The 21,560-nt window shown below is 63.9% G+C and carries 19 protein-coding genes and 2 tRNA genes; 11 read left to right on the forward strand and 10 right to left on the reverse strand.

All coding sequences use genetic code 11. From position 1 onward, the window contains the following. Window positions 1–13: 13 nt before the first annotated feature. The 4 genes from ACIQLF_RS11355 to pepN form a co-directional block, all read right to left on the reverse strand. Window positions 14–559, reverse strand: coding sequence for a globin (locus ACIQLF_RS11355; protein ID WP_400298171.1), 546 nt, complete (start codon window positions 557–559; stop codon window positions 14–16). A 106-nt stretch (window positions 560–665) separates the two neighbouring features. Continuing rightward, window positions 666–1,355, reverse strand: a complete 690-nt coding sequence (locus ACIQLF_RS11360) for a DNA alkylation repair protein (protein ID WP_400298174.1) — start codon at window positions 1,353–1,355, stop codon at window positions 666–668. A gap of 3 nt (window positions 1,356–1,358) precedes the next feature. Further along, the gene (locus tag ACIQLF_RS11365; protein WP_400298177.1) at window positions 1,359–1,832 is read right to left on the reverse strand and encodes an OsmC family protein; all 474 of its coding nucleotides are present in this window, start codon (window positions 1,830–1,832) and stop codon (window positions 1,359–1,361) included. A gap of 131 nt (window positions 1,833–1,963) precedes the next feature. Continuing rightward, entirely contained in the window at window positions 1,964–4,507 is a 2,544-nt protein-coding gene (gene pepN, locus ACIQLF_RS11370) for an aminopeptidase N (RefSeq protein ID WP_400298179.1), read from the reverse strand. Window positions 4,508–4,699: 192 nt separating this feature from the next. On the opposite strand from pepN, the gene ACIQLF_RS11375 reads away from it, so the two are divergent. Next, the gene (locus ACIQLF_RS11375; RefSeq protein WP_400298182.1) at window positions 4,700–5,566 is read left to right on the forward strand and encodes an aspartate dehydrogenase domain-containing protein; all 867 of its coding nucleotides are present in this window, start codon (window positions 4,700–4,702) and stop codon (window positions 5,564–5,566) included. Here the strand turns inward: ACIQLF_RS11375 and ACIQLF_RS11380 are convergent. The 6 genes from ACIQLF_RS11380 to ACIQLF_RS11405 all read right to left on the reverse strand — a co-directional run bounded on the left by ACIQLF_RS11380 (window position 5,563) and on the right by ACIQLF_RS11405 (window position 12,590). Continuing rightward, window positions 5,563–6,525, reverse strand: coding sequence for a carbohydrate kinase (locus tag ACIQLF_RS11380; protein WP_400298184.1), 963 nt, complete (start codon window positions 6,523–6,525; stop codon window positions 5,563–5,565). The two genes, ACIQLF_RS11375 and ACIQLF_RS11380, sit on opposite strands and share 4 nt — an antisense overlap. Window positions 6,526–6,596: 71 nt before the next feature. After that, a complete protein-coding gene (locus ACIQLF_RS11385) occupies window positions 6,597–8,105 on the reverse strand; it encodes a glycoside hydrolase family 32 protein (protein WP_400298187.1) in 1,509 nt (502 codons plus the stop codon). Between the two features lie 69 nt (window positions 8,106–8,174). Beyond that, window positions 8,175–9,101 (reverse strand): carbohydrate ABC transporter permease, encoded by a 927-nt coding sequence (locus ACIQLF_RS11390; protein ID WP_400298190.1) that lies wholly within the window; start codon window positions 9,099–9,101, stop codon window positions 8,175–8,177. Window position 9,102: 1 nt separating this feature from the next. Next, on the reverse strand, window positions 9,103–10,068 hold the full coding sequence (locus ACIQLF_RS11395) for a carbohydrate ABC transporter permease (protein WP_400298193.1): 966 nt from the start codon (window positions 10,066–10,068) through the stop codon (window positions 9,103–9,105). A 74-nt stretch (window positions 10,069–10,142) separates the two neighbouring features. Beyond that, a complete protein-coding gene (locus ACIQLF_RS11400; RefSeq protein WP_400298195.1) occupies window positions 10,143–11,435 on the reverse strand; it encodes an extracellular solute-binding protein in 1,293 nt (430 codons plus the stop codon). Between the two features lie 126 nt (window positions 11,436–11,561). Next, the gene (locus tag ACIQLF_RS11405) at window positions 11,562–12,590 is read right to left on the reverse strand and encodes a LacI family DNA-binding transcriptional regulator (RefSeq protein WP_400298198.1); all 1,029 of its coding nucleotides are present in this window, start codon (window positions 12,588–12,590) and stop codon (window positions 11,562–11,564) included. A 397-nt stretch (window positions 12,591–12,987) separates the two neighbouring features. Between ACIQLF_RS11405 and ACIQLF_RS11410 the strand changes: the two genes are divergently transcribed. From ACIQLF_RS11410 to clpX, 10 genes are all read left to right on the forward strand, one after another. After that, the gene (locus ACIQLF_RS11410) at window positions 12,988–14,016 is read left to right on the forward strand and encodes a DUF1648 domain-containing protein (protein WP_400298201.1); all 1,029 of its coding nucleotides are present in this window, start codon (window positions 12,988–12,990) and stop codon (window positions 14,014–14,016) included. A gap of 66 nt (window positions 14,017–14,082) precedes the next feature. Then, window positions 14,083–14,556 (forward strand): ribose-5-phosphate isomerase, encoded by a 474-nt coding sequence (locus ACIQLF_RS11415; RefSeq protein WP_400298204.1) that lies wholly within the window; start codon window positions 14,083–14,085, stop codon window positions 14,554–14,556. 17 nt (window positions 14,557–14,573) lie between these two features. Then, window positions 14,574–15,542 (forward strand): Fpg/Nei family DNA glycosylase, encoded by a 969-nt coding sequence (locus tag ACIQLF_RS11420; RefSeq protein WP_400298207.1) that lies wholly within the window; start codon window positions 14,574–14,576, stop codon window positions 15,540–15,542. A gap of 239 nt (window positions 15,543–15,781) precedes the next feature. Continuing rightward, window positions 15,782–15,855, forward strand: a tRNA-Gly gene (locus tag ACIQLF_RS11425). A gap of 122 nt (window positions 15,856–15,977) precedes the next feature. Continuing rightward, window positions 15,978–16,697 (forward strand): lysoplasmalogenase, encoded by a 720-nt coding sequence (locus ACIQLF_RS11430; RefSeq protein WP_400298210.1) that lies wholly within the window; start codon window positions 15,978–15,980, stop codon window positions 16,695–16,697. Window positions 16,698–16,971: 274 nt separating this feature from the next. After that, window positions 16,972–17,046: transfer RNA gene (locus ACIQLF_RS11435), tRNA-Pro, on the forward strand. A gap of 85 nt (window positions 17,047–17,131) precedes the next feature. Beyond that, entirely contained in the window at window positions 17,132–18,490 is a 1,359-nt protein-coding gene (gene tig, locus ACIQLF_RS11440) for a trigger factor (protein ID WP_400298213.1), read from the forward strand. Window positions 18,491–18,751: 261 nt separating this feature from the next. Further along, entirely contained in the window at window positions 18,752–19,345 is a 594-nt protein-coding gene (locus tag ACIQLF_RS11445) for an ATP-dependent Clp protease proteolytic subunit (RefSeq protein WP_400298461.1), read from the forward strand. A gap of 44 nt (window positions 19,346–19,389) precedes the next feature. Then, the gene (locus tag ACIQLF_RS11450; RefSeq protein WP_400298216.1) at window positions 19,390–20,049 is read left to right on the forward strand and encodes an ATP-dependent Clp protease proteolytic subunit; all 660 of its coding nucleotides are present in this window, start codon (window positions 19,390–19,392) and stop codon (window positions 20,047–20,049) included. 157 nt (window positions 20,050–20,206) lie between these two features. Then, a complete protein-coding gene (gene clpX, locus ACIQLF_RS11455) occupies window positions 20,207–21,499 on the forward strand; it encodes an ATP-dependent Clp protease ATP-binding subunit ClpX (RefSeq protein ID WP_400298218.1) in 1,293 nt (430 codons plus the stop codon). Window positions 21,500–21,560 lie beyond the last annotated feature (61 nt).

Consider the following 21,560-nt stretch of genomic DNA (forward strand, 5'->3'; position numbering starts at 1 on the left):
TGCCAGTCAGCTGCTAGTCCGCGGCGTTCACCAGCGAGTGGGCGGCGCGGTCGAAGTAGTCCCAAAGCGTCGTCTCCAGCAGCGGAGGCAGCTCCAGCGAATCGACCGCATAGCGCATGTGCTTGAGCCATACGTCGCGGTTGTGCGAGTTGATCGTGTACGGGTGGTGGCGCATGCGCAGGCGCGGGTGGCCGCGGCGTTCGCCATAGGTCTTGGGTCCGCCCCAGTACTGCTCCAGGAACAGCTGCAGGCGCATCGCGGCCGGGCGCAGGTCCTGCTCCGGGTACATGGAACGGAATTCCTCGTCCGCGGCCACCGACTCGTAGAACTTCTCGGCCAGCTTGGCGAAGGTCTCGCGCCCGCCGACCTGCGCGTAGAACGTGCCCTCGTAGGCCGCCGGGTCGTGGTCGTCGTTGGGGGAGAGCTTGCCCTCCGGCAACGCGTTGCTCAGCGAGGCGCCGACCGGACGCAGCTGTCCCACCGGTTCGCCGAAGCGGGTACTGCTGGGCAGCAGCACCGGCTTGGGGGTTTGGATTGCTTCCGGCTGGATGTCGTTCACGGTGGCGCGGGTCCTTTCAGCTGCCGGTTCTCCCCGGCGTAGATTCTTCAATTATCCCCGCTTTGCCGGTGCGCCGGTGCAGGTTTTCGCGCAGGGCTTGTCTGCCTCAGTCGCCCAGGTGCTTCATGGCCTCGCGCAACGAGAGCCCGCTCATGCGGTCTTGGTGCGCGTCGACCCACGTGCGCACCCAGTCCGGGTCGGTCTTGGCGTACTGGCGCAGCGACCAGCCCAGGGCCTTGCGGATGAAGAACTCCGGGTCCGCCAGGTTGCAGGTGAGCGCATGATCCAGCAGCCCGGTGTCGGTTTTGGGCCCCAGGTGCAGCTGCGCGATCATCGCCATGCGCCGCTTCCACATGAAGTCGTCGGTGGCCCAGTCCCGCAGCATCGGTTCGACGATCCCAGGGTGCGCCAGCAGCGTTTCCCCGTAGCGGCGGGAGCAGCCGTCGACGATGTCCCACCAGGCGCCCTCGAGGATCATGCGCTCGTACAGCGGCAGGAAATCAAGACGTCCACGGCAGCTGCGGTGCGCGCAGAGCTCCGCGGCCGCGTACCAGTGTTCGCGGTGCGTGGCGTTTTCCCACAGCTCGGTCGCGGCTTCCAGCCTGGCCCCGGCGGTGTCCAGCCCGAACTCGAGCGCGAAGTCCTTGGTGACGGCGCGGACCTGCGGGACCCGCACGCCGAGGAACGGCTGTTGGGTCTTCATGTAGGCCTGCTGGCCCGCCGCCCGGCCCTCCTCGATGTGCGGGACAAGCCGCCGTGTGAGGAGTTCGACGGTGCCGGGCACCAAACCGGGCACGGCTCAGGCTTCCGGGGTGACCGGTGCGTGGTGCACGGGGAAGTTGACGCTGCGGGCGATGAAGCACACCGAGTTTGCCTCGCGGTGCAGCGAATCCGCGAGCTCGCGCTGGGATTCGTCGGCCAGGGCGACCCGCGGGTGCAGCGTGGCCTCGAGGAACTCGCCGCTGCCGTCGCGGTTCAGCCGCAGGGTGCCGGCGGCGGCGTCGTCGTACCCGCTGACAACCACCCCGTGCTTCACCGCGATGTGCAGGTAGGAAAGCATGTGGCACTGGCTGAGCGCGGCGAGCAGCAGCTGCTCCGGGTTCCAGCGGTCGCGGTCGCCGTGGAACGTCGGGTCTGCGGTGCCCGGCAGGTCCGGCAGCCCGTCGGCGGACACCACGTGGTCGCGGCCGTAGCCGCGGTAGCTGGCGGTGCCCTCGCCGCGGTTGCCTGTCCAGTGGATGGAGACGGAGTAGTTGTGCAAAGCCAGGTTCATGGTTCCATTCTCTTGCACGTCCGAGGGGTCCGCGCAATTCGTGACTGTCCGAGCGGCCGGAAAGGTTCGTGCCGGACGCCAGGGGGCCGTGCGTTTCCGCACGGCCCCCTGTTACTGCGTGGTCCTACTTGTTACTTGTCGGCGGCCTGGGCTGCGAGTGAGCGAACCACTCCGTCGCGGGCTTCGAGGACCAGGCGGCGCAGCGCCCGCGAGTCCTCGTCGAGGGTGCCCAGGAATGCGTCGGTCGCATCCAGGGTCCCCTGGCTGGTCTGCGCGGCCGGGTAGAGGCCGACGATGATCTGCTGGGCGATCTCGTAGCTCTTGGTGTCCCACACGGTGCGGGCCGCCTCGAAGTAGTCCTGCGCGTAGCCGGCGATCAGCGCGGCGTCGTGCACGCGGTTGAAGCCGGTGATCGCGGCGCGCTGCTCCAGGTTGGACAGTTCCCCGCCCAGGACGCCCCGCCAGGCCGCGGCCTTGGCCTCGGCGGTGGGGATGGCGGCCTTGGCGGTCTGCGCGGCAAGCTTGCCGTTGGCGGTGTTGTCGCCGGCCAGCTCGTCGTCGATTTCCTTCACGCCCACGCGGCCGCCGGCGGCAAGCGAGGACAGCAGCTCCCAGCGCAGGTCGGTGTCGACCTGCAGGCCCTCGAGCACCAGCCGGCCGTCCAGCAGGGCCGCGACGGAATCCAGCTGCTCAGCCGAGTCGGCGCGCAGGGCGAAGGCCTTGGTGAACTGCAGCTGCGAGTCCGATCCGGCCGCCGCCTCGTTGGCCAGGGCCCAGAGGCGGTCCGCGGCCAGGGTGCCGACCTCCGCGGCGACCGAGCGGTCGACGTAGAAGTCCAGGGCGGTGTTCAGCTGGCGCAGCAGCACCATGACCACCGAGGAGTCCGACTCGTGGCCGATGTTGTTGAGCACCAGGTCGACGTAGGCGCGTGCCGGGGTCTCGGCGTCGCGCGCCGCGTCCCAGGCGGCACCCCAGACCAGCGTGCGCGGCAGCGAGGCCCCGAAGTCCTTCAGGTGGTTGGTGGCGGTGGCCAGCGAGAGCTCATCCAGGCGGATCTTGGCGTAGGCCAGGTCGTCGTCGTTGACCAGCACCAGGGCCGGGCGCTTGAGACCGATGACCGGCTCGACCGTGGTGGAATCGCCCGCGACGTCGAGTTCCTCGCGGTGCACGCGCACCAGCTTGCCGTCTTCGTCGAAGTCGTAGAAGCCGACGGCCAGGCGGTGCGGGCGGATCGTCGGGTGCTCGGCGACCGCAGTCTGGGTGATCTCGAACCCGGTGATGGTGCCTGCGTCGTCGGTCGCGATCTGCGCGCGCAGCGTGTTCACGCCCGCGGTCTCCAGCCACAGCTCGGACCACTTGGCCAGGTCGCGGCCGGAGGAATCCTCGAGTTCGCGCATCAGGTCGGGCAGCTCGGTGTTCTTCCAGGCGTGCTTGGCGAAGTACGTGCGCACCCCGGCCATGAACTGCTCCTGGCCGACCCAGGCCACCAGCTGGCGCAGCACGGAGGCGCCCTTGGCGTAGGTAATGCCGTCGAAGTTCACCTGCACGTCCTCGAGGTCCTTGATCTCGGCGACGATCGGGTGCGTGGAGGGCAGCTGGTCCTGGCGGTAGGCCCAGGTCTTCTCCATGATGTTGAACGTGGTCCAGGACTGGGTGAACTCGGTGTTCTGCGCGGCGGCCAGCGTGGACATGAACTCGGCGAACGACTCGTTCAGCCACAGGTCGTTCCACCAGCGCATGGTCACCAGGTCGCCGAACCACATGTGGGCCAGCTCGTGCAGCACGGTCACCGCGCGGCGCTCCACCATGGCGTCGGTGGGACGCGAGCGGAAGACGTAGGACTCCAGGAACGTCACGGCGCCGGCGTTTTCCATGGCGCCGGCGTTGAACTCGGGCACGAAGAGCTGGTCGTACTTCTCGAACGGGTACGGGGTGCCGAACTGCTCCTCGAAGAACTCGAAGCCCTGGCGGGTGAGCGTGAAGATGTTCTCCGCGTCCAGGTGCTCCATGAGGGAGGCGCGGGCGAAGACGCCCAGCGGGATGGTGCGGCCGTCGCTGCTGGTGAGCTCCGAGCGCACGGACCGGTACGGGCCGGCGATCAGCGCGGTGATGTAGGAGGAGATGCGCGCGGTGGGCGCGAAGGCCCAGGTCTTGGCGCCCTCGTGGGCGGGGACCGGTTCCGGGGTGGCGGCGTTGGAGATGACGTCCCAGTGGTCCGGCGCGGTGATGGTGAACGCGAAGGTGGCCTTCAGGTCGGGCTGTTCGAAGACGGCGAACACGCGGCGGGAGTCGGGCACCTCGAACTGCGAGTAGAGGTAGACCTCCGCATCGACGGGGTCCACGAAGCGGTGCAGGCCCTCGCCGGTGTTCATGTACAGCGCGTCGGCGTCGATGACCAGGGTGTTCTCGGCTGCCAGGTTCGGCAGCGTGATGCGCACGCCGTCGGAAACCTCGGCCGGGTCAAGCTCGGTGCCGTTGAGGTTCACCGAGCGGACGGTCGCGGTCACTGCGTCGATGAAGGTGCTGGATCCCGGCACGGCGCCGAAGCGGACGGTGGTATGCGAGCCGAAGACCGTGTCCGACCCGGTGAGGTCCAAGGCAACCTCGTAGGAGTCGACGGTGATGAGTTCGGCACGGGTTTGTGCCTCTTCGCGGGTGAGGTTCATTCCTGGCATGGTCGGCTCAGGCGCCTTTCGATCGGGATATGCGGCAAGTGGTGTTCGACTGGTGTGTTCGACGGCGGTGCACCGCACCAAGACCGCAGGTGTGAAGCAAGCCCTGAACATTGTGTCCATTCTCTCACCACCACCCCACCGCGCCGCAAGTGTGAACCGCAATTTGGACGAAACGCTGGTTTGATGGGTGACATGGGATTGAATGTGGTGCTGCTGGGTTACGGCGCGATCGGGCGCTCGCTGCACGGGATGCTGGAGCGGCATGCGCCGAGCATCGAGGTGCTGGGAGTGCTTGACCGCACCGCCGGATCCACTGGCACCGGGCAGGGAAACGGTCAGGAAACCGGGCCTGCCGCGGATCCGGCCACCCGGCGATGCGTGGGCGATGCCGACTCCCGGTTGCCCGTGCTCACCCTGGCCGAGGCCCTCGAGCGTGCGGATGTCATCGCCGAATGCGCATCCCCGGCCGCGGTGCGCGCGCTGGGCCCGGCCATCATCGCCTCCGGCACCGACCTGCTCGTTGCCTCGCTCGGCGCCCTGGTGGACGCCGGGTTGCGCACGGCACTGCTGGACGCCGGCCCGGGAAGGACCTACCTGTCCACCGGGGCCATCGGGGGACTCGACCTCATCCGGGCCTCCGCCGGAACCATCCGGTCCATCGAGCTGGACACCCGCAAGCCGCCGGCCGCGCTGCTGCATGCGGGCCTGCCCGAGGCTCTGCGCGCCTGGATCAACGAAGCCGCAACCCTGGGGGAACCCCGGACGGTCTTTGCGGGAACCGTGGCCCGGGCCGTGGCGCTCTTTCCGTCAAACATCAATGTCGCGGCGGCGCTGGGGCTTGCGGCCGGAGACCTTGGCCTGGTGCATGTCACCATCACCGCGGACCCGGCCGCCACACAGACACACCATGCGATCGGCATCCGCGGCAGCGCGGGCTCCTACGAGCTGAGCATCGCCAACGCCCCGGATCCGCACAACCCCGCCACCAGCGCGCTCACCGCACGGGCGATGGCCTCCGGGCTGTTGCGGCTTGCCGGCGTCGGCCCGCACTTCATCTAGCCACGGCGCGTGCCGGTGGTTCGGGCCGATTCCCGGGCCAGGCGCATTTCCAGTTCCTCGGCCCGCGGCGGGTTGGCCCCGGCCCTGCCCACGGTGATGGCTGCGGCCATCGAGGCGGTGCGCCCCAATTCCTCAAGTGCCCCCGGCTCCGTGGGCACGGATCCCGCGGCCACAAGCATTGCAACCAGGGCCGCCATGTAGGAATCCCCGGCACCAATGGTGTCAACCACCGTGGTCTTCACAGAGGGAACCACCACCGATCCATCCTCGGTCGCCAGCAGCGAACCCTCCGCACCCCGGGTGACCACCACCAGGTCGGGACCCAACCGGAGGATCCGCCGTGTGGCCTGCGCGATGTCCAGCCCCGGATAGAGCCAGCGGGCATCCTCGTCGCTGAGCTTGACGAGGTGCGCCAGCCCGGCAATTTCCTCGAACGAGGCAAGCGCCTGCGCATGATTTCCCAGCAGCGCCGGCCGGATGTTCGGGTCGTAGGTGATGAGGCTATCCGGACGATGGCGCCGCAGCAGCGCCTTCACCGCACCGGCACCCGGTTCAAGGAACGTTGCAATGGATCCGGTGTGGATCAGCGGCGGGGTGCCAAGCGACGGTGCACCGTCAAGTTTCCAGTCGATGTCAAAAAGGTAGCTGGCCGAGCCATCGGCTCCAAGGTTCACCGTGGCGGTGGCGGTGCGGCCCAGCACGCTGGAACCGGGGATGACCGCCACCTTGGCGCGGTGCAGGTGTTCGCGAAGCGCGGTTCCCCGCGCATCCTCGCCCAGTGCCGTCAAGATCCCCGTGGCTACCCCGAGCCGCCCGAGCCCGTAGGCGACGTTGGCGGGTGAACCGCCGGGATGCTCGGTGGTTCCCGAAGCCGACTCGACGATGTCGATCAGGGCCTCGCCCACCACGACGACTTCCAATGGCGGCACGGCGTTGGTGGATGTATCGACCGGTTGCATGTTGATTCCTTTCGCAGGTGCGTGTGCGGGTGGGTGTCCGGAGATGCCGGTGCCGGCACGTCGGCGGGGGACTAGGCGTAGGTGCTGATCCTCAGTGCGCCGAGGGTGGCGGTGCCGCCGGTGGCAAAGAGCGATACCTCTTGGCTGTCCGGGGACGGGAATATCAATTGCGTCAGGGTGACCTGCCCGTCGGCGGCAAATACCTCCACCGAGCAGTGATCCACGTAGATCTCCAGCGTGTAGGAACCGTCAACAGCCCGCAGGGGAGCCGAATCGATCGACGGGAACGATTCGTGGAAGCCGGTGGCACCCGAGTTCCTGCGATCAACATAAATGGTGCCCCGGGCGGGGTTGATGCCGATGCGGGTGCCCTCGTTTCCGCTGCCACGGACGACCAGCCCGACTTCCTGCGCACTCCCGGCCTCCACCGTGAATTCGAGGTGCTGCACGCGGCCCGCGGCTCCGGGAAGCACGACGGTTCCCTCCCGCACCGGGCCCGCAGGCTGGGAAAAGGTTGAAAGCGGTGCCGGTGCCCCGGATGAACCGGTTGCCACGTTCTGGATCAGCCGCGGTTGTCCCTCGATGCTGGCCAGGCTGATCTCGCGGGCCAGCGACATGGGGCTGCGCCACGGTGCCGTCGGGATCTGGTTTGCATAGTCCCAGTTGTTCATCCATCCGATCATGAGCCTGCGGTTCTGCGGGGCATCGCTGAACGAAACGGCCGCATAGTAGTCCCGGCCCCAGTCGAGCCACTGGTAGTCGTTGATGCGTGCCGCATCTTCCATGCCCTCGGTCACCGTAGTTTCGGAGACAAAGCGGGTCCCGTCAAAGCCGCCGACGAAGTACTGCCCGGCCGAACCCTCGTTGGGCCCGCCGGGGTTCAGGTTCACCGTGAGCACCCACTTGATGTTTTCGGGATCCCCGTCCAGCGGCAGCGGGAAGAGATCCGGGCATTCCCAGATCCCGCCCGTGGCGTTGGCCGGGCCGAAGCTGCTGAGCAACTCCCAGCCAATCAAGTCCATGGACTTGTAGAGCACCACCTGGTAGTCGAGGGCCTCGACGGCGACCATGACCCAGTACCCGCCGGCCTCACCCTCATGCCAGAAAACCTTGGGGTCGCGGAAATCGGGGGAATTGCGGGTCAATACGGGGTTCATCGCGTATTTGGTCCAGCTGTATCCGCCGTCGAGGCTGTAGGCCAGGGACTGGGCCTGGGTCCCTTGGTGTTCGGAGGCCGCCTTGTAGGCGCTGGTGTAGATGGCCACCAAGGGGGCCGACGTAGCGGTGCCGAAGCCACTGGTGTTGTTCCGGTCAAAGACGATGCTCCCGGAGAAGATGTCTTCGTGCTCGTCAAAGGTGATCGCCACCGGGTGCTCGGTCCAGCTCAGCAAGTCGGTGGACGTTGCGTGGCCCCAGGACATGTTGCCCCACACGCTATCCAGCGGGTTGTTCTGGTAGTAGAGGTGGTACAGGCCGCCATGGAAGATGAGCCCGTTGGGGTCGTTGAGCCAGGTGTTGCTCGCCGAATAGTGGAAGGCCGGCCGAAAATCCTCGGCGGTCTGGGCGGGTGATGCCGACATGGTGCTCGTTTCTCAGGGTGGTTGTATGTTCCCGGCACTATCCGGGATGCGGTGCGAAGGGTGCGCTGGCTAGCCCTTGACCCCGCTTGAGGCAATGCTGTTGACGAATGAACGCTGGAAGGCAATGAACAGTGCGACGACCGGCAGAGTGATCATCGAGGAATAGGCCATGATTTCGCCCCAGGACACGTTGAGCTGGAAGAAGTACTGGACGCCGACCATGACCGGGCGCAATTCTTCGCTCTGCACCACCATCAACGGCCAGAGGTATGAATTCCAGGCCGGCAGGAATGTCAGGATGGAGACGGTTGCGATGGCCGGACCGGACAGCGGCATGATGATCCGCGAGTAGATCTTGAACCAGCCGGCTCCGTCAACGCGTGCCGCCTCGTCCAATTCCTTGGGAATGGATTCGAAGTACTGGTGGAAGAGGTAGATGGAGAATGCGTTGGCGACGAACGGGATGATCTGCACCTGGTAGGTGTCAAGCCACCCGGTGGTCAGCGACAGGGAGAACCCGTTGATTTCCAGCCAGGGAAGTTTGTTGACCCACCAGACCAACGGGAGGGCAAGGGTTTCGAACGGGACAATCAGCGTGGCAATGATCAGCGTCAGGATGATTCCTTTGCCGCGCATCTGCAAACGCGAAAGCGCGAATGCGGCAAGGCTGTTGATGAGCACCCCGAGGGCGACCGTCACCGCGGCGATCGCAATGGAGTTGATCAGGAAGCGTGCCGCGGGAACCCGCTCAAAGACGGCCTGGTAGTTCTCGGTGGACAAATCGCCAACGGGGAGGAATGCGGCCATCGAGGACAGGTCGCCAAAGATCTGTGCGTCGGGCTTCAGCGAGGACACAAACATGAACAGCAACGGGAAGGAGAAGACGATGCCAAGCAGAACCCGGATTGCCCATGCCGAAATGCCGCGCAGCCGGAATTTCCGGGCAGGGGCCGCTTCGGGGGATTGCTGGGAGGCTTGCTCAAGAATGGTTGTCATGTCAGGACTTCTCTCGGGTGAGGTAGCGCTGGATTGCCGAAATGATGAGGACGAGGGCGAAGAAGACTACGGAAATCGCCGCCGCGTAGCCGGTCTCCTGCTGCTTGAATCCCGAACGAACCGCCTGGTAGACGATGGTTGTCGTTGAATCGAGCGGGCCGCCCTGGGTCATGACGTTGGTCTGCGTGAAGAGGCTCAACGCCTGGATAGTGATGGTGACCAGGATCAGGTTCCTGGTGGAGGTGAGACCGGGCCAGATGATGTACTTGAAACGCTGCCAGCGGCTCACGCCGTCAAGGTCGGCTGCCTCGTAGAGTTCGGCCGAAATGGTCTGCAGGCCCGAGAGCCAGATGATCATGTGGAAACCCGCGCCCTGCCACACCGACATCATCATGATGGCCGGCAATGCGGTCGAGGGGTTGTTCAACCAATCCGCGCCCTGAAGCGTTCCGAAGGAGACCTTCGAGATGATCTCGTTGAGCAGTCCGTCCTGGCTGTAGATGAACATCCATAGCAGGGAGACCACCACCATCGAGGTAACCACCGGCAGGAAGTACAGGGTACGGAAGAATGTCACACCGCGGATCTTGGTGTTGATGAGGATTGCCATCAGCAGGGCAACACCGGCTTGGAGCGGCACCACGATGATCGCAAAGTAGGCGACGTTCAGCAGTGAACGGTAGAACGTTTCATCGGTGAAGAGTCGGGCAAAGTTATCAAGACCCACAAAGGTTGCCGGGTGCGGGGAAATCAGCCTGGCGTTGGTAAATGCCAGGCCGAAGGACAATACCGCCGGCACGAGGATGAAAAGAATCAGTAGCACAACCGCGGGGCTGAGCATGAGCCAACCGGTGCGTTGTTCGCGGCGCTTTTCGCGCGATGCCGGGCGCCGTGTCGGTGCAGGAACCCGCAGCTGGGTTTCGTCGAGGGGCGTAGCCGAGGTTTTTTGGGCCAACAAGGTATTCATGGTTTTGTTCCCGTGTCTCTCAGGGCTTGAGGGCGCGGCGATGGAGGGGATCCAGCGGGGCACCTCGAAGCTGACTAGTTCTTGTAGCCGTTGTTTGACTTGATGTTCGCGTCAATGTTCTTGGCGGCCCGGTTTAGTGCCTTCTGCGGGGGCGCGCCGGCGAGAATGTCCTGGGTGGCCTTTTCAAATTCCGAGGAAATAAAGGCGTAGGCGGGGGTCTCCGGGCGGAGCACTGCAAACTTCTTAGAGAAGTCCATGAAGATGCGGTTCGTGCCGCCCGCTTCAAATCCGGGGACCAGCGCGGCGGCGGCTTCCGTCGCGGGGATGGTTCCGGTGGCCGAAGCCACCTTGGCGATGTTTTCCGGCCGCTGTGAGAAGTCGAGGTAATCCATGGCAGCCTGGGGGTTCTGGCAGCCTGTGCTCACGCCCCACTGCCAGGAGCCGCCGCCGATCTTGGGGCCTTTGCCCAGGTCAACCGAGGGCATGATGACCAAGTCATCACCCAGTGCCTTGCGGGCGGTATTGGAGGCCCAACTTCCGGCATAGAGGATTGCGCTCTTGTGGTTAATGAAATCCAGGGTGGAGTCCTTGCCGCTCTTTTGCGCCATGTAGCCCTGTTCGACAAGGCCCCTGAACCAGGTTCCCCAGGCGATGGATGCCTCGGAATTCAACACTCCGGCGGCGCTCTGGAAACCGTTGCGGTTGATCAAGTCGCCGCCGAATGACTGCATCAGGGGGGAGTATGCGTAAGGGGTCCATTCGCTGACGCCTGAGGTGCCCAGGTCCAGCGGATGATCCCAACGGCCGAGTTGTTTCAGCGAAGCCAACGCGGCATCGAATTCGTCCCTGGTCCAGGGCTTGTCGATGGTTGCAACCCGGATGCCGGCCGCGTCAAGATCCGATTTCCGGGCCATGAACGTCAGCGCCACGTCATAGGCGCCCACCGCGTAGGTCTCGCCGTTCCAGGCGCCCAGGGTGCTGGGCAGGTTCTGCGAAAGATCTGTTGAGAGTTTCAGCGGGGTCAGGTACTTGGCCCAGGCCCAGTTGGGAACATTCGGTCCGTCGATTTCGACCAGGCAGGGGAGCTTGTTGGCCGATGCCGCGGCCACCACCGAATCATTGTAGGAGTCCTGGGGGAAAGCCTGGATGGTGATGGTGGCTTCCGTTTGGCTGGAGTTGAATGCGTCAACCACTTCCTGGACGGCACCCAGTTCGGTTGCGTTTCCTGCATTGTGGGTCCAGAGCGTGAGCCGGCCACCGGCCCCATCCTTGTTGCTGGAGCTGGCGGAGCCGCATGATGCCAATGTGGCTGCCAGCGCCGCAGCCGCTAGGCTTGAGACGAGGACCCTCGTGAAACGAGATTTCATGATGTTCGAATCTTTCTGATGGATTCTTGAGCGGTTTGTTCGGTTCCTCAACCTGGGGTGCGTGGCTGTTACAGCAGCCGCGCACCCCGTCTATTTGTTTCAGGATCGCCGAGTGGAAGTCGTGTCTTATCCTGGCGTCGGGGGCGCAATCGACGCCCGTTCGATCAGTGGGCAGTCGAGTTTTTGGTGGAGCTGCGAGGCGCCGGCCTTTCCCTCGATTTCGTCAAGGAGCCGTTCGGCCGCCCAACTTCCCATCTCGTAATGGGGGAGGGCAACAGTGGTGAGGCCAGGCCAGAGTTCATCGGCAATCAGTTCCAGGTTGTCGATCCCGATGACCGAGAGATCGTGTGGAATTCGTAGCCCCAAGGATCCGGCCGCCTGGTAGGCTCCCATGGCCATGCGGTCGTTGAAGCAAAAAACAGCCGTGGGGCGTGTCTCGGCGGCAAGCATCTGCAGCGCTGCCACTCGGCCGCCCGAGGCATCGGCAGCCGCGGTGATCACCAGGGACGGATCAAAATCGATCTGGTGCTTGTCCAGCGCTTCCCGGTATCCGTGCAATCGTGCGTGGGTGGCTGGGATGTCATCGCGGTTGTTGATGAAGCCGATCCTGCGGTGGCCGGCCTCGATCAATGCGGTGGTGGCTGTCGAGGCCGCGGCGACCTCGTCCGGAACCACCGAGGAGTTGCTTCCGTCCCCCGAAACCGCATCCAGCAGAACAACGGGCGTCTTTGCCAGCTGGGCCGGAAGCACCACTTCCTGGTGAAACATCCTGGCGTAGATGAGGCCGTCAATCTGGTGCTGCAGCAGGAAATTGATCTGGTGTTTCTCCAGTTCCAGGTCCATTGAACTATCCAGGATCATGACGAGCCATCCGCGTTCGTAGGCGGCATCCTGCGCGCCCTGGAGCATCTCGCCGGCAAAGGGGGTGGTGGCGATCTCGTCGCTCACCAGTCCCAGGAAGTTTGAGCGCTGGGTCCGCAGGCCGCTGGCCAGCTTGTTGGGTGAGTAGCCCAGTTGTGCGGCTACGCTTTGGATATGGGCGCGGGTCTGCGGGTTGACGCGGGAGGCATGGGTTTCATTCAGTGCATGCGAAACGGTGGTCACTGAAACTTGTGCGGCTGTGGCTACATCCCGGATGCCGACCTTCTTCATCATGACTCCCTGCAAAACGTTTTGGCTGTTGCTTCAGACACACTATGCAAAACGTTTTGTAGTGTCAACCACATGACCGCAGGCGCTCCGCCGGCACGCCAGGAGCAAGGGCAGGGCGACCCGACGGCCCACCCAAAGCTCGACCGATCCAGCCGATCCAGCCGATCCTGTCGCGGGGCCAGGGAACTCGCTTGGTGTGCCCGTCGCGTGCCATTTCCCGACTGCTTGGGGTACCGGTTGTTGATGAGGCTGATGATCGACGTGGCGGCACGCCACCCCGGGCGGAGATGGGTCGCCACACCTCAGGGCCGAATCCCAAGTCCGAAATCTCCACCGAAATCTATATAGGGTCGATCAAAGCCTCGAATGACGATCCATCCCCAGGAGGAACCCCGCCATCATGGCCGAATACACGCACCGGAACCGCAGCTCGATCTTCTGGGCCCTGAGTCTTGGCACGATGGGTGCGGCAATGGCTGCCCACGTGCTTGCGCTGCTGACCTGGCACGGTCGCTTGCCGGATCCAATGGCCACGCACTGGAATGGCGCCGGCGTTGCCGATGGTACCGGCAGCTTTGCCTTTCAGCTGGTGATCGGGGCGGTGACCCTGGCTTTCATTGGGGTGCTCATGCCGCTGTGCTCATTTGTCACCCCGGGACCCGGGAAAACCTCCGGAGTGCCGCTGCTTGCCGGGCTCGGCAATGGCCTGCTGGTCGGCATCTGCGGCCTGTTGCTTTCCGGCACCGTGGGCCAACTCGACGCGCCGGAGGCCTTGGGCACCAGGATGAACCTGCCGGTGCTGTTCACGGGCCTGGCGCTGGCGATCCTGTGGGGAGTCATCTCCGCACGACTGGTGGCCAAGTCCCTGCCAGCCGCCGAAGCGCCCGGGGAGGCGGCGACGGCATCGGGCCAGACATCGGGCTTGGCCATGGTTCCCGGCACCACGCTCGTATCCACGGTGAAGAGCCCCAAATGGGTGCTGGCCGTGCTGGCGGCGCTGCTGATCGGAATGCTGGTGCTGGCCCTCTACGTTTCGGCCGAGAACGCGGCAGACCTCTGGCTGCTGGTCCTGGTCGTCGCCGCGGTGTTGCTGTCCGGCGTGTGTTTCCTGTCCGGCAGGGTCGTGGTCGACGATGACGGCATCCGCGTCTACGGCGGCGGCCTCGTGAAACTGCTGCACGTCCACCCGGAGGACATCCATCGAGCGGAGGGCCGGGAAATCACCCCGGCCGAATTCGGCGGCTGGGGCCTACGCGTCAGCGGCGCGGGCGTCGCCTTCATCGTCGGGAAGGGTCCCGGCGTGGTGGTGGAGCGCAAGCGCGGGGGAGCCCGCATCTACTCGGCGGCCGCCATGGAGGATGCCACCGCCATGGCGCGGCTGCTCAACCAGCTTGCGGCCGGACACCCGGACGCCGGGTCACGAACTTAGCGGCGCCCCGCCGGTAAAGATAAGCTGGATCCGAACTTTCCCCACAAGCGTCTAAGGACATTTCACATGCGCGTTCACATCGCCACCGACCACGCCGGCCTCGAGCTCAGCGCCCACCTCATCGAGCACCTCACGGCCAAGGGCTACGAAATGGTCGATCACGGTCCGACCGCCTACGACGCCGAGGACGACTACCCCTCGTTCTGCATCAACGCGGCCCTGGCCGTCGTGGCCGACCAGGCCGCGGGCCTCGACTCGCTGGGCATCGTGCTGGGCGGCTCGGGCAACGGCGAGCAGATCGCCGCCAACAAGGTCGTCGGCATCCGCGCCGCCCTGGCTTGGAACCTGGACACCGCGCGCCTGGCCCGCGAGCACAACAACGCCAACGTCGTGGCCGTGGGCGGCCGCCAGCACTCGCTGGAGGAAGCCACCGGCATCATCGAGGCATTCCTGAACGAGCCGTTCTCCAACGTCGAACGCCACATCCGCCGCATCGGCAAGATCGCCACCTACGAGACCACCGGCGAGGTCGTGGCCTAGCCAGGGCCGCACGCACCATGCCCGAAGGCCACTCGGTACATCGACTTGCCCGCCAATTTGACGACGTCTTTGGCGGGCAGGTCCTTGCCGTTTCCTCGCCGCAGGGCCGGTTCGCGCCCGCCGCGAAGCTGATCGACGGGCAGCAACTGGTGTCATCGCACGCCCACGGCAAGCAGCTGTTCCTGGGTTTCGGGAACGACCTTGTCCTGCGCGTGCACCTGGGCCTCTACGGGGCCTGGAGCTTCGGGGGAGACGGGCACTTCTCCGGGGCCTCCTCCATCGGCGCGCCGCGCCGCGTGGGCGAATCCGAGCAGGCCGCCGCCGCCGACCAGGGACCCTACGACGGCCCGCCGGAGCCCGTCGGCCAGGTCCGCGCCCGGCTGGTCTCCGCCCACGGCTGGGCGGACCTGCGCGGCCCCACCGCCTGCGAGGTGCTCACCGAAGAACAGGCTGCCACGGCGCGCGCCAAGCTCGGCCCCGACCCGCTAGTCGCCGCAGCCGGGGAATTCAACCTCGCCAAGGGCCGCGGTTCTCTCGCGGAAATCACCGCGGACACCGGGGCCGCCAGGCAGGACTTCATCGCCCGCCTGGCGAAGAAGAAGACGCCGATCGGCACCGCGCTGATGGACCAGGCCGTGCTGGCCGGGGTCGGCAACATCTACCGCGCCGAGGCGCTCTTCCGCTGCAACATCGACCCGTTCATGCCGTCCAACGAACTGTCCAAGCCCCGGGCTGCGGCCCTGTGGGAGGACATCGTGTCGATCATGGAAGACGGCGTCCGCGACGGAAAGATCATCACCACGCGCCCCGAACACCGTAATGCCGCGGGCCCGATCTGGCCGGACAACGCCTACTACACCTACCAGCGCCAGCACCAGCAATGCAGGCTGTGCGATGCCGGCATCGCGCTGATGGAAGTGGCCGGCCGCAAACTCTACTGGTGCCCCGGCTGCCAGCCCAATGCCCGCAAACGCACCACGCGTTAGGCACACCGGCCGGAGATCCCCGTCAGGAAGCGGGCTGCAGCGGCGTGCCGGCAGGGGGGTGAAGCCCGTTGCCGAACGTCCGGCCATTCCGGGCGGAGTTCGCGGGATCCGCGCGGGCTGGGTGCCGGCGCATACTTGCGCAGTGACAAGGATCGAGGCATTCGGAAGCGCCGATTTGCACAGTGCGGAAATGTGGTGCTAAGGTTTTATCCGTTGCCACCGACAAGGTGAAACAACACGGGGATGTAGCTTAATGGTAAAGCCTCAGTCTTCCAAACTGATTACGCGGGTTCGATTCCCGTCATCCCCTCCAAGTGAGCGGCTTGGTTTCCACGGAAACCAAGCCGCTTTTCTGTTTTTCAAGGATTTCGCTTTTTGGCTTGTAGGCAAAAAAGTTGGCCCACGCCCCAATACTTGCGGGCGTAAGGTTTATCCATGCTCACACTGACAGGCACGGAGCGGGTACCTCGCTGGCCCTACGTGCCATTCGCGATATTGACCGTTGTCCACCTCTATGGGCAGGCCGCCGGCGATGTGGCGGTGGCAGACTGGACAAAAACCTGGTTGATGCTTGCCTTGCTGCTGGCATTCCTGATTTCCGCCCCGCGAAGCAATTGGTTGGCGATCGCGCTTGGTGCCACGGCACTGGTGGGATCAGGCCTGGGGGACAACTCGGATCTGGGCGGTTCGGAATTCCTGCGCGGATTGGGTGCTTTCGCCGTTGCGCACCTCTCCTACATCGTGCTCTTCTCATGGGGGCTGGGCCTGCGCCCACGCAATGCCGCAAAGTGGACGTTGCTCTACGTTCCGCTGCTGATCTTCGTGCTGTCCATCGTGTTGCCCCACGCGGGCGGGATGGCGCCGGCCGTCGCCACCTACGCACTATTGATTCTGACGATGGCAATCCTGGGCGGCTGCGGCAATCGCGCAACCGCCCTCGGCTCCGCGCTGTTCGTGATCTCCGATTCGGTCTTGTCCCTCGACCTCTTTGTGCCCGGTTTTCATTTCTGGCAGATCGACCTGCTCATCATGGGCACCTACACGATCGGCCAGGGACTGATCGTCCACGGCGTCGTGCAGAAGCTCCGGGAGCGGTCCGCCGTGGCTGATTCACCCATTTCGCCGGGCGCGGAAGGCGCATACGTGCCCAAATAGTACTAAATGCAGTAATCCTCGTCACAAAAAGTGCCAAAAGTTGTCCAAAATCGCCAGTTTGAGCGTCGAAAATGGCGAAAAAGCGTGTTTTTGGGCTGCGAATCCAGGGTTTTTGCCTCGAAAACCCCGAAATTCCGCGGATCGACCCCTCGAATTGGGTTTTCGACAAACTCCTAGTATGTTTATTCCGCGCCGTCAACGAAATCCAAACTTCTGGTTGACGGGCCGATTAGTAGAAACAAGCAGTATCTGCATAGACTGTTTCTGCACTAATCGGGGTGTAGCTCAGCTTGGCTAGAGCGCGCGCTTTGGGAGCGTGAGGTCGCAGGTTCGAATCCTGTCACCCCGACTCTGTACCTTCAACCCCGCAACGGTTTCCGTTGTGGGGTTGAAGTCCAGTTAGACCAAACATCACACACCAGGAGTACAACGCTGTGAAGAGCGCCGTCGAAAACCTCAACCCTACTCGGGTCAAGCTCACCGTTGAAGTTCCCTACGAGGAACTGAAGCCAAGCATTGACGAGGCGTACAAGACCATCGCCAAGCAGATCCAGGTTCCCGGCTTCCGCGCCGGCAAGGTTCCGTCTCGCATGATTGATCAGCGCGTGGGCCGTGGCTATGTCCTGGAGACCGCTATCAACGAGGGCATGAACGCTTTCTACCAGAAGGCCGTCACCGAGAACGAGATCGTTCCGCTGTCGCGTCCAGAGGTCGAGATCACCGAAACCCCGTCCGCAGAGGTTGCTGGCGAAGGCCAGCTCGCCTTCCAGGTCGAGATTGACATCCGCCCGAGCATCGAACTGCCGGACTACAAGGGTCTCGAAGTTACCGTTGAAGCTCTCGAAGCCGGCGACGAAGACATCGAAAAGGCACTTGAGGACCTTCGCGGCCGCTTCGGCACCCTGAAGACCGTCGAGCGCCCGGCCGTCGAGAACGACTTCATCACCCTTGACCTGGTTGCCAGCGTTGACGGCGAAGAGATCGACTCCGCAACCGGCCTGTCCTACCAGGTTGGCTCCGGCACCATGCTTGAGGGCATGGACGAAGCAGTCACCGGCCTGTCCGCAGGCGAGGATGCAACCTTCGAAACCAAGTTGGCCGGCGGCGAGCACGCAGGTGCCGACGCGCAGGTCAAGGTCACCGTTACCGCCGTCAAGGAGCGCGAGCTTCCCGAGGCCAACGACGACTTCGCCCAGCTGGCTTCCGAATTCGACACCATGGCCGAATTGCGCGAATCCCTCGCCAAGGACGCAGCCGAGTCCAAGGTCATGGAGCAGGGCGTTGCCGCCCGCGACCTCGTTCTCGAGAAGTTGCTGGCCCTCGTTGAGGTTCCGGTTCCGGAATCCGTCATCACCGAGCAGGTTGAGCAGCACTTCGAACAGGGTGCGCACAACGAAGGTGAAGAGCACGACACCGAAGAACACCGCACCGAGGTTCGCGAGAACACCGAAAAGGCCTTCAAGAACGAGATCGTCCTGGACGCAGTTGCCGAAGCAGAGAAGATTGGCGTTGCCCAGTCCGAACTGATCGACTACATCGTTCAGACCGCCGGCCAGTACGGCATGGATCCGAACCAGTTCGCCCAGATGCTCGACGGTGCCGGCCAGGTTCCGATGCTGGTTGGCGAAGTTCGCCGCCGCAAGGCACTTGCCAAGGTCCTGGAACTGGCAGTCGTCACCGACTCCAAGGGCAACGTCGTTGACCTGAGCTCGTTCGTCAGCGCCGAAGGTGAAGAAGACTCCGCGTCTTCGGCATCGTCCGCATCCTCGGCTTCGGCAGCATCCGCAGAGTAACTCCTGCACCGCCCAGGCGGTAAGTTTTCCCGATCGCGGGGTCACCAATGGTGGCCCCGCGATCGTTCTTTAAGCCCTCGGCGATGGGCCGGACACGGGCCATGCGCCGACAGCGAACAGTTGCCAATGAACTCCCAAAGTGGCTTGCCAAGGCAGTAATGTTCAAAGAAGTAAAGCGCCAGTGGCCCGACGGACAGAACATCGGGCCACGGCATCACGGAGAGGTATCAGAACATGTCCAGTGACTCCCGCACTCCCACTATGGCTTCGGTTGACCCGGCCGCACGTGAGGACTACATCTACAATCGACTCCTCAAGGAGCGGATCATCTGGCTCGGCTCGGAAGTCCGAGACGACAACGCGAACGCCATTTGCTCGCAGTTGCTCCTGCTCTCCGCGGAGGACCCGGAGAAGGACATCTACCTGTACATCAACTCCCCGGGTGGATCCATCACCGCGGGCATGGCGATCTACGACACCATGCAGTACATCCCCAACGACGTGGTGACCGTGGCAACCGGCCTCGCCGCTTCCATGGGACAGTTCCTGCTCTCCTCGGGCACCCCGGGCAAGCGCTACGCCACGCCGCACGCCCGCATCCTGATGCACCAGCCATCCGGCGGCATCGGCGGCACGGCTTCGGACATCCGCATCCAGGCGGAACTGATTCTTCACATGAAGAAGGTCATGAGCGAGCTCACTGCCACCCAGACCGGCCAGACCGTGGACACCATCCTCAAGGACAACGAGCGTGACAAGTGGTTCACTGCCACCGAGGGCCTCGAATACGGCTTCTTTGACCACATCGCCCAGTCATCCGGCATCGTCTCCGGTGGCGGCGGGGTCGCGAAGTAACGCGACGGAATCCAGCAGACCCAACTGATTTCCCAGGAGACACGATGAATTTCACCCCGCACGCCACTTCCGGCGAAATGCCGTCGGCACGCTACATCCTTCCGCAGTTCGAGGAGCGCACCCCTTACGGGTTCAAGCGCCAGGATCCGTACGCGAAGCTCTTCGAAGACCGCATCATCTTCCTTGGTGCACAGGTCGACGACGCTTCCGCCGACGATGTCATGGCCCAGCTGCTCGTGCTCGAGTCCATGGACCCGGAGCGCGACATCACCCTGTACATCAACTCGCCGGGTGGCTCGTTCACCGCGATGACCGCCATCTACGACACGATGCAGTTCATCCGCCCCGAGGTCCAGACCGTGTGCCTCGGCCAGGCCGCCAGTGCCGCCGCGGTTTTGCTTGCGGGCGGTGCACCGGGCAAGCGCCTGGCGCTTCCCAATGCACGCATCCTGATCCACCAGCCGGCCATGGGTGGCGGCGAGCGAGGTACGGCCTCCGACCTGCAGATCCAGGCCGAAGAAGTCATGCGCATGCGTGCCTGGCTGGAAACTACGCTTGCCGGCCACAGCAACAAGACCTCGGAAGAGGTCGGCAACGACATAGAACGAGACCTCTACATGACGGCAGAGGAAGCAAAAATCTACGGTCTGATCGACGAGGTTCTTACCCCGCGTAAGATCAAGCCACAGGCTATTTCGCACTAATATAGCGTCGGCAACGGGTGGTGTGCGGTGTGTGAAATTCGCACCACGCACCACCCGTTCGCCCATTCCGACGCTCCTCTGTCATAGAGTTAAGACAGTTCAGCATTGCCGGTCTCTCGGACCGGTTCTACCGGTACCAGATAAGGGGACCAGCACTATGGCACGCATGGGTGAAGGGTCTGATCTGCTCAAGTGTTCCTTCTGCGGGAAGAGCCAGAAGCAGGTTCGCAAGTTAATCGCCGGGCACGGTGTCTACATCTGCACCGAGTGCATTGAACTATGCAACGAAATCATCGAAGAAGAACTGGCCGAGGTCGAAGAGGGAACCACCTTCGAGCTCCCCAAGCCCAAGGAAATATTCGACTCGCTGCAGGAATACGTGATTGGACAGGAAGGCGCCAAGCGTTCGCTGGCCGTCGCCGTCTACAACCACTACAAGCGCATCCAGGGCGGGGCCGCAGCCAAGTCGGTATCCGCACTGTCCGATGCCAACTCGCTGGACGAAGTCGAAGTGGCGAAGTCCAACATCCTGCTCATCGGTCCCACCGGTTGCGGCAAGACCTACCTGGCCCAGACCCTGGCCCGCCGACTCAACGTGCCGTTTGCCGTAGCGGATGCCACGGCGTTGACGGAGGCCGGCTATGTGGGCGAAGACGTCGAGAACATCCTCCTCAAGCTCATCCAAGCGGCCGACTACGATGTGAAGAAGGCCGAGCAGGGCATCATTTACATCGACGAGATCGACAAGATCTCCCGCAAGAGCGAGAACCCCTCGATCACCCGCGATGTATCGGGTGAGGGCGTGCAGCAAGCGCTTTTGAAGATCCTAGAAGGAACTGTCGCCGCGGTGCCGCCGCAGGGTGGCCGCAAGCATCCGCACCAGGAATTCATCCAGCTCGACACCACCAATGTGCTATTCATCGTTGCGGGCGCCTTCGCCGGACTCGAGGAAATCATTTCTTCGCGTGCCGGACGCAAGGGAATCGGTTTTGGTGCGCCGCTCTCGGCGCTCAAGTCCGAGGAAGCGTCATATTCGGACGTACGACCCGAGGATTTGTTGAAGTTCGGGTTGATTCCCGAATTCATCGGCCGCCTGCCCGTCATCACCACCGTGGAAAAGCTCGACCGCGAAGCGTTGATCAAGATCCTCAGCGAACCGAAGAACGCACTGATCAAGCAGTACCAGAAGATGTTCAGGATGGACGGAGTCGAGCTATCCTTCGAACCCGCCGCGCTTGAAGCAATCGCCGACCTTGCCCTGGCCCGCGCCACCGGTGCCCGCGGCCTTCGTGCGATACTTGAGGAAACCCTCAGCGCCACCATGTTCGAGATGCCCAGCCGCGACGACATCGCGGAGGTCATCATCACGGCCGATGTCGTGGTCAACGGCGGCGAACCCACCTTGATTTCCGAGCAGCTTGCCGCCAAGCGTGGCAAAAAGTCGGCCTGATTTTCATCACTGATTGAAGCCCGCACGCATTTCGGCGGGCCATCCGAGTCCACAAAAGGAG

Source organism: Paeniglutamicibacter sp. NPDC091659 (genome assembly GCF_044756805.1).
GTDB lineage: Bacteria > Actinomycetota > Actinomycetes > Actinomycetales > Micrococcaceae > Paeniglutamicibacter.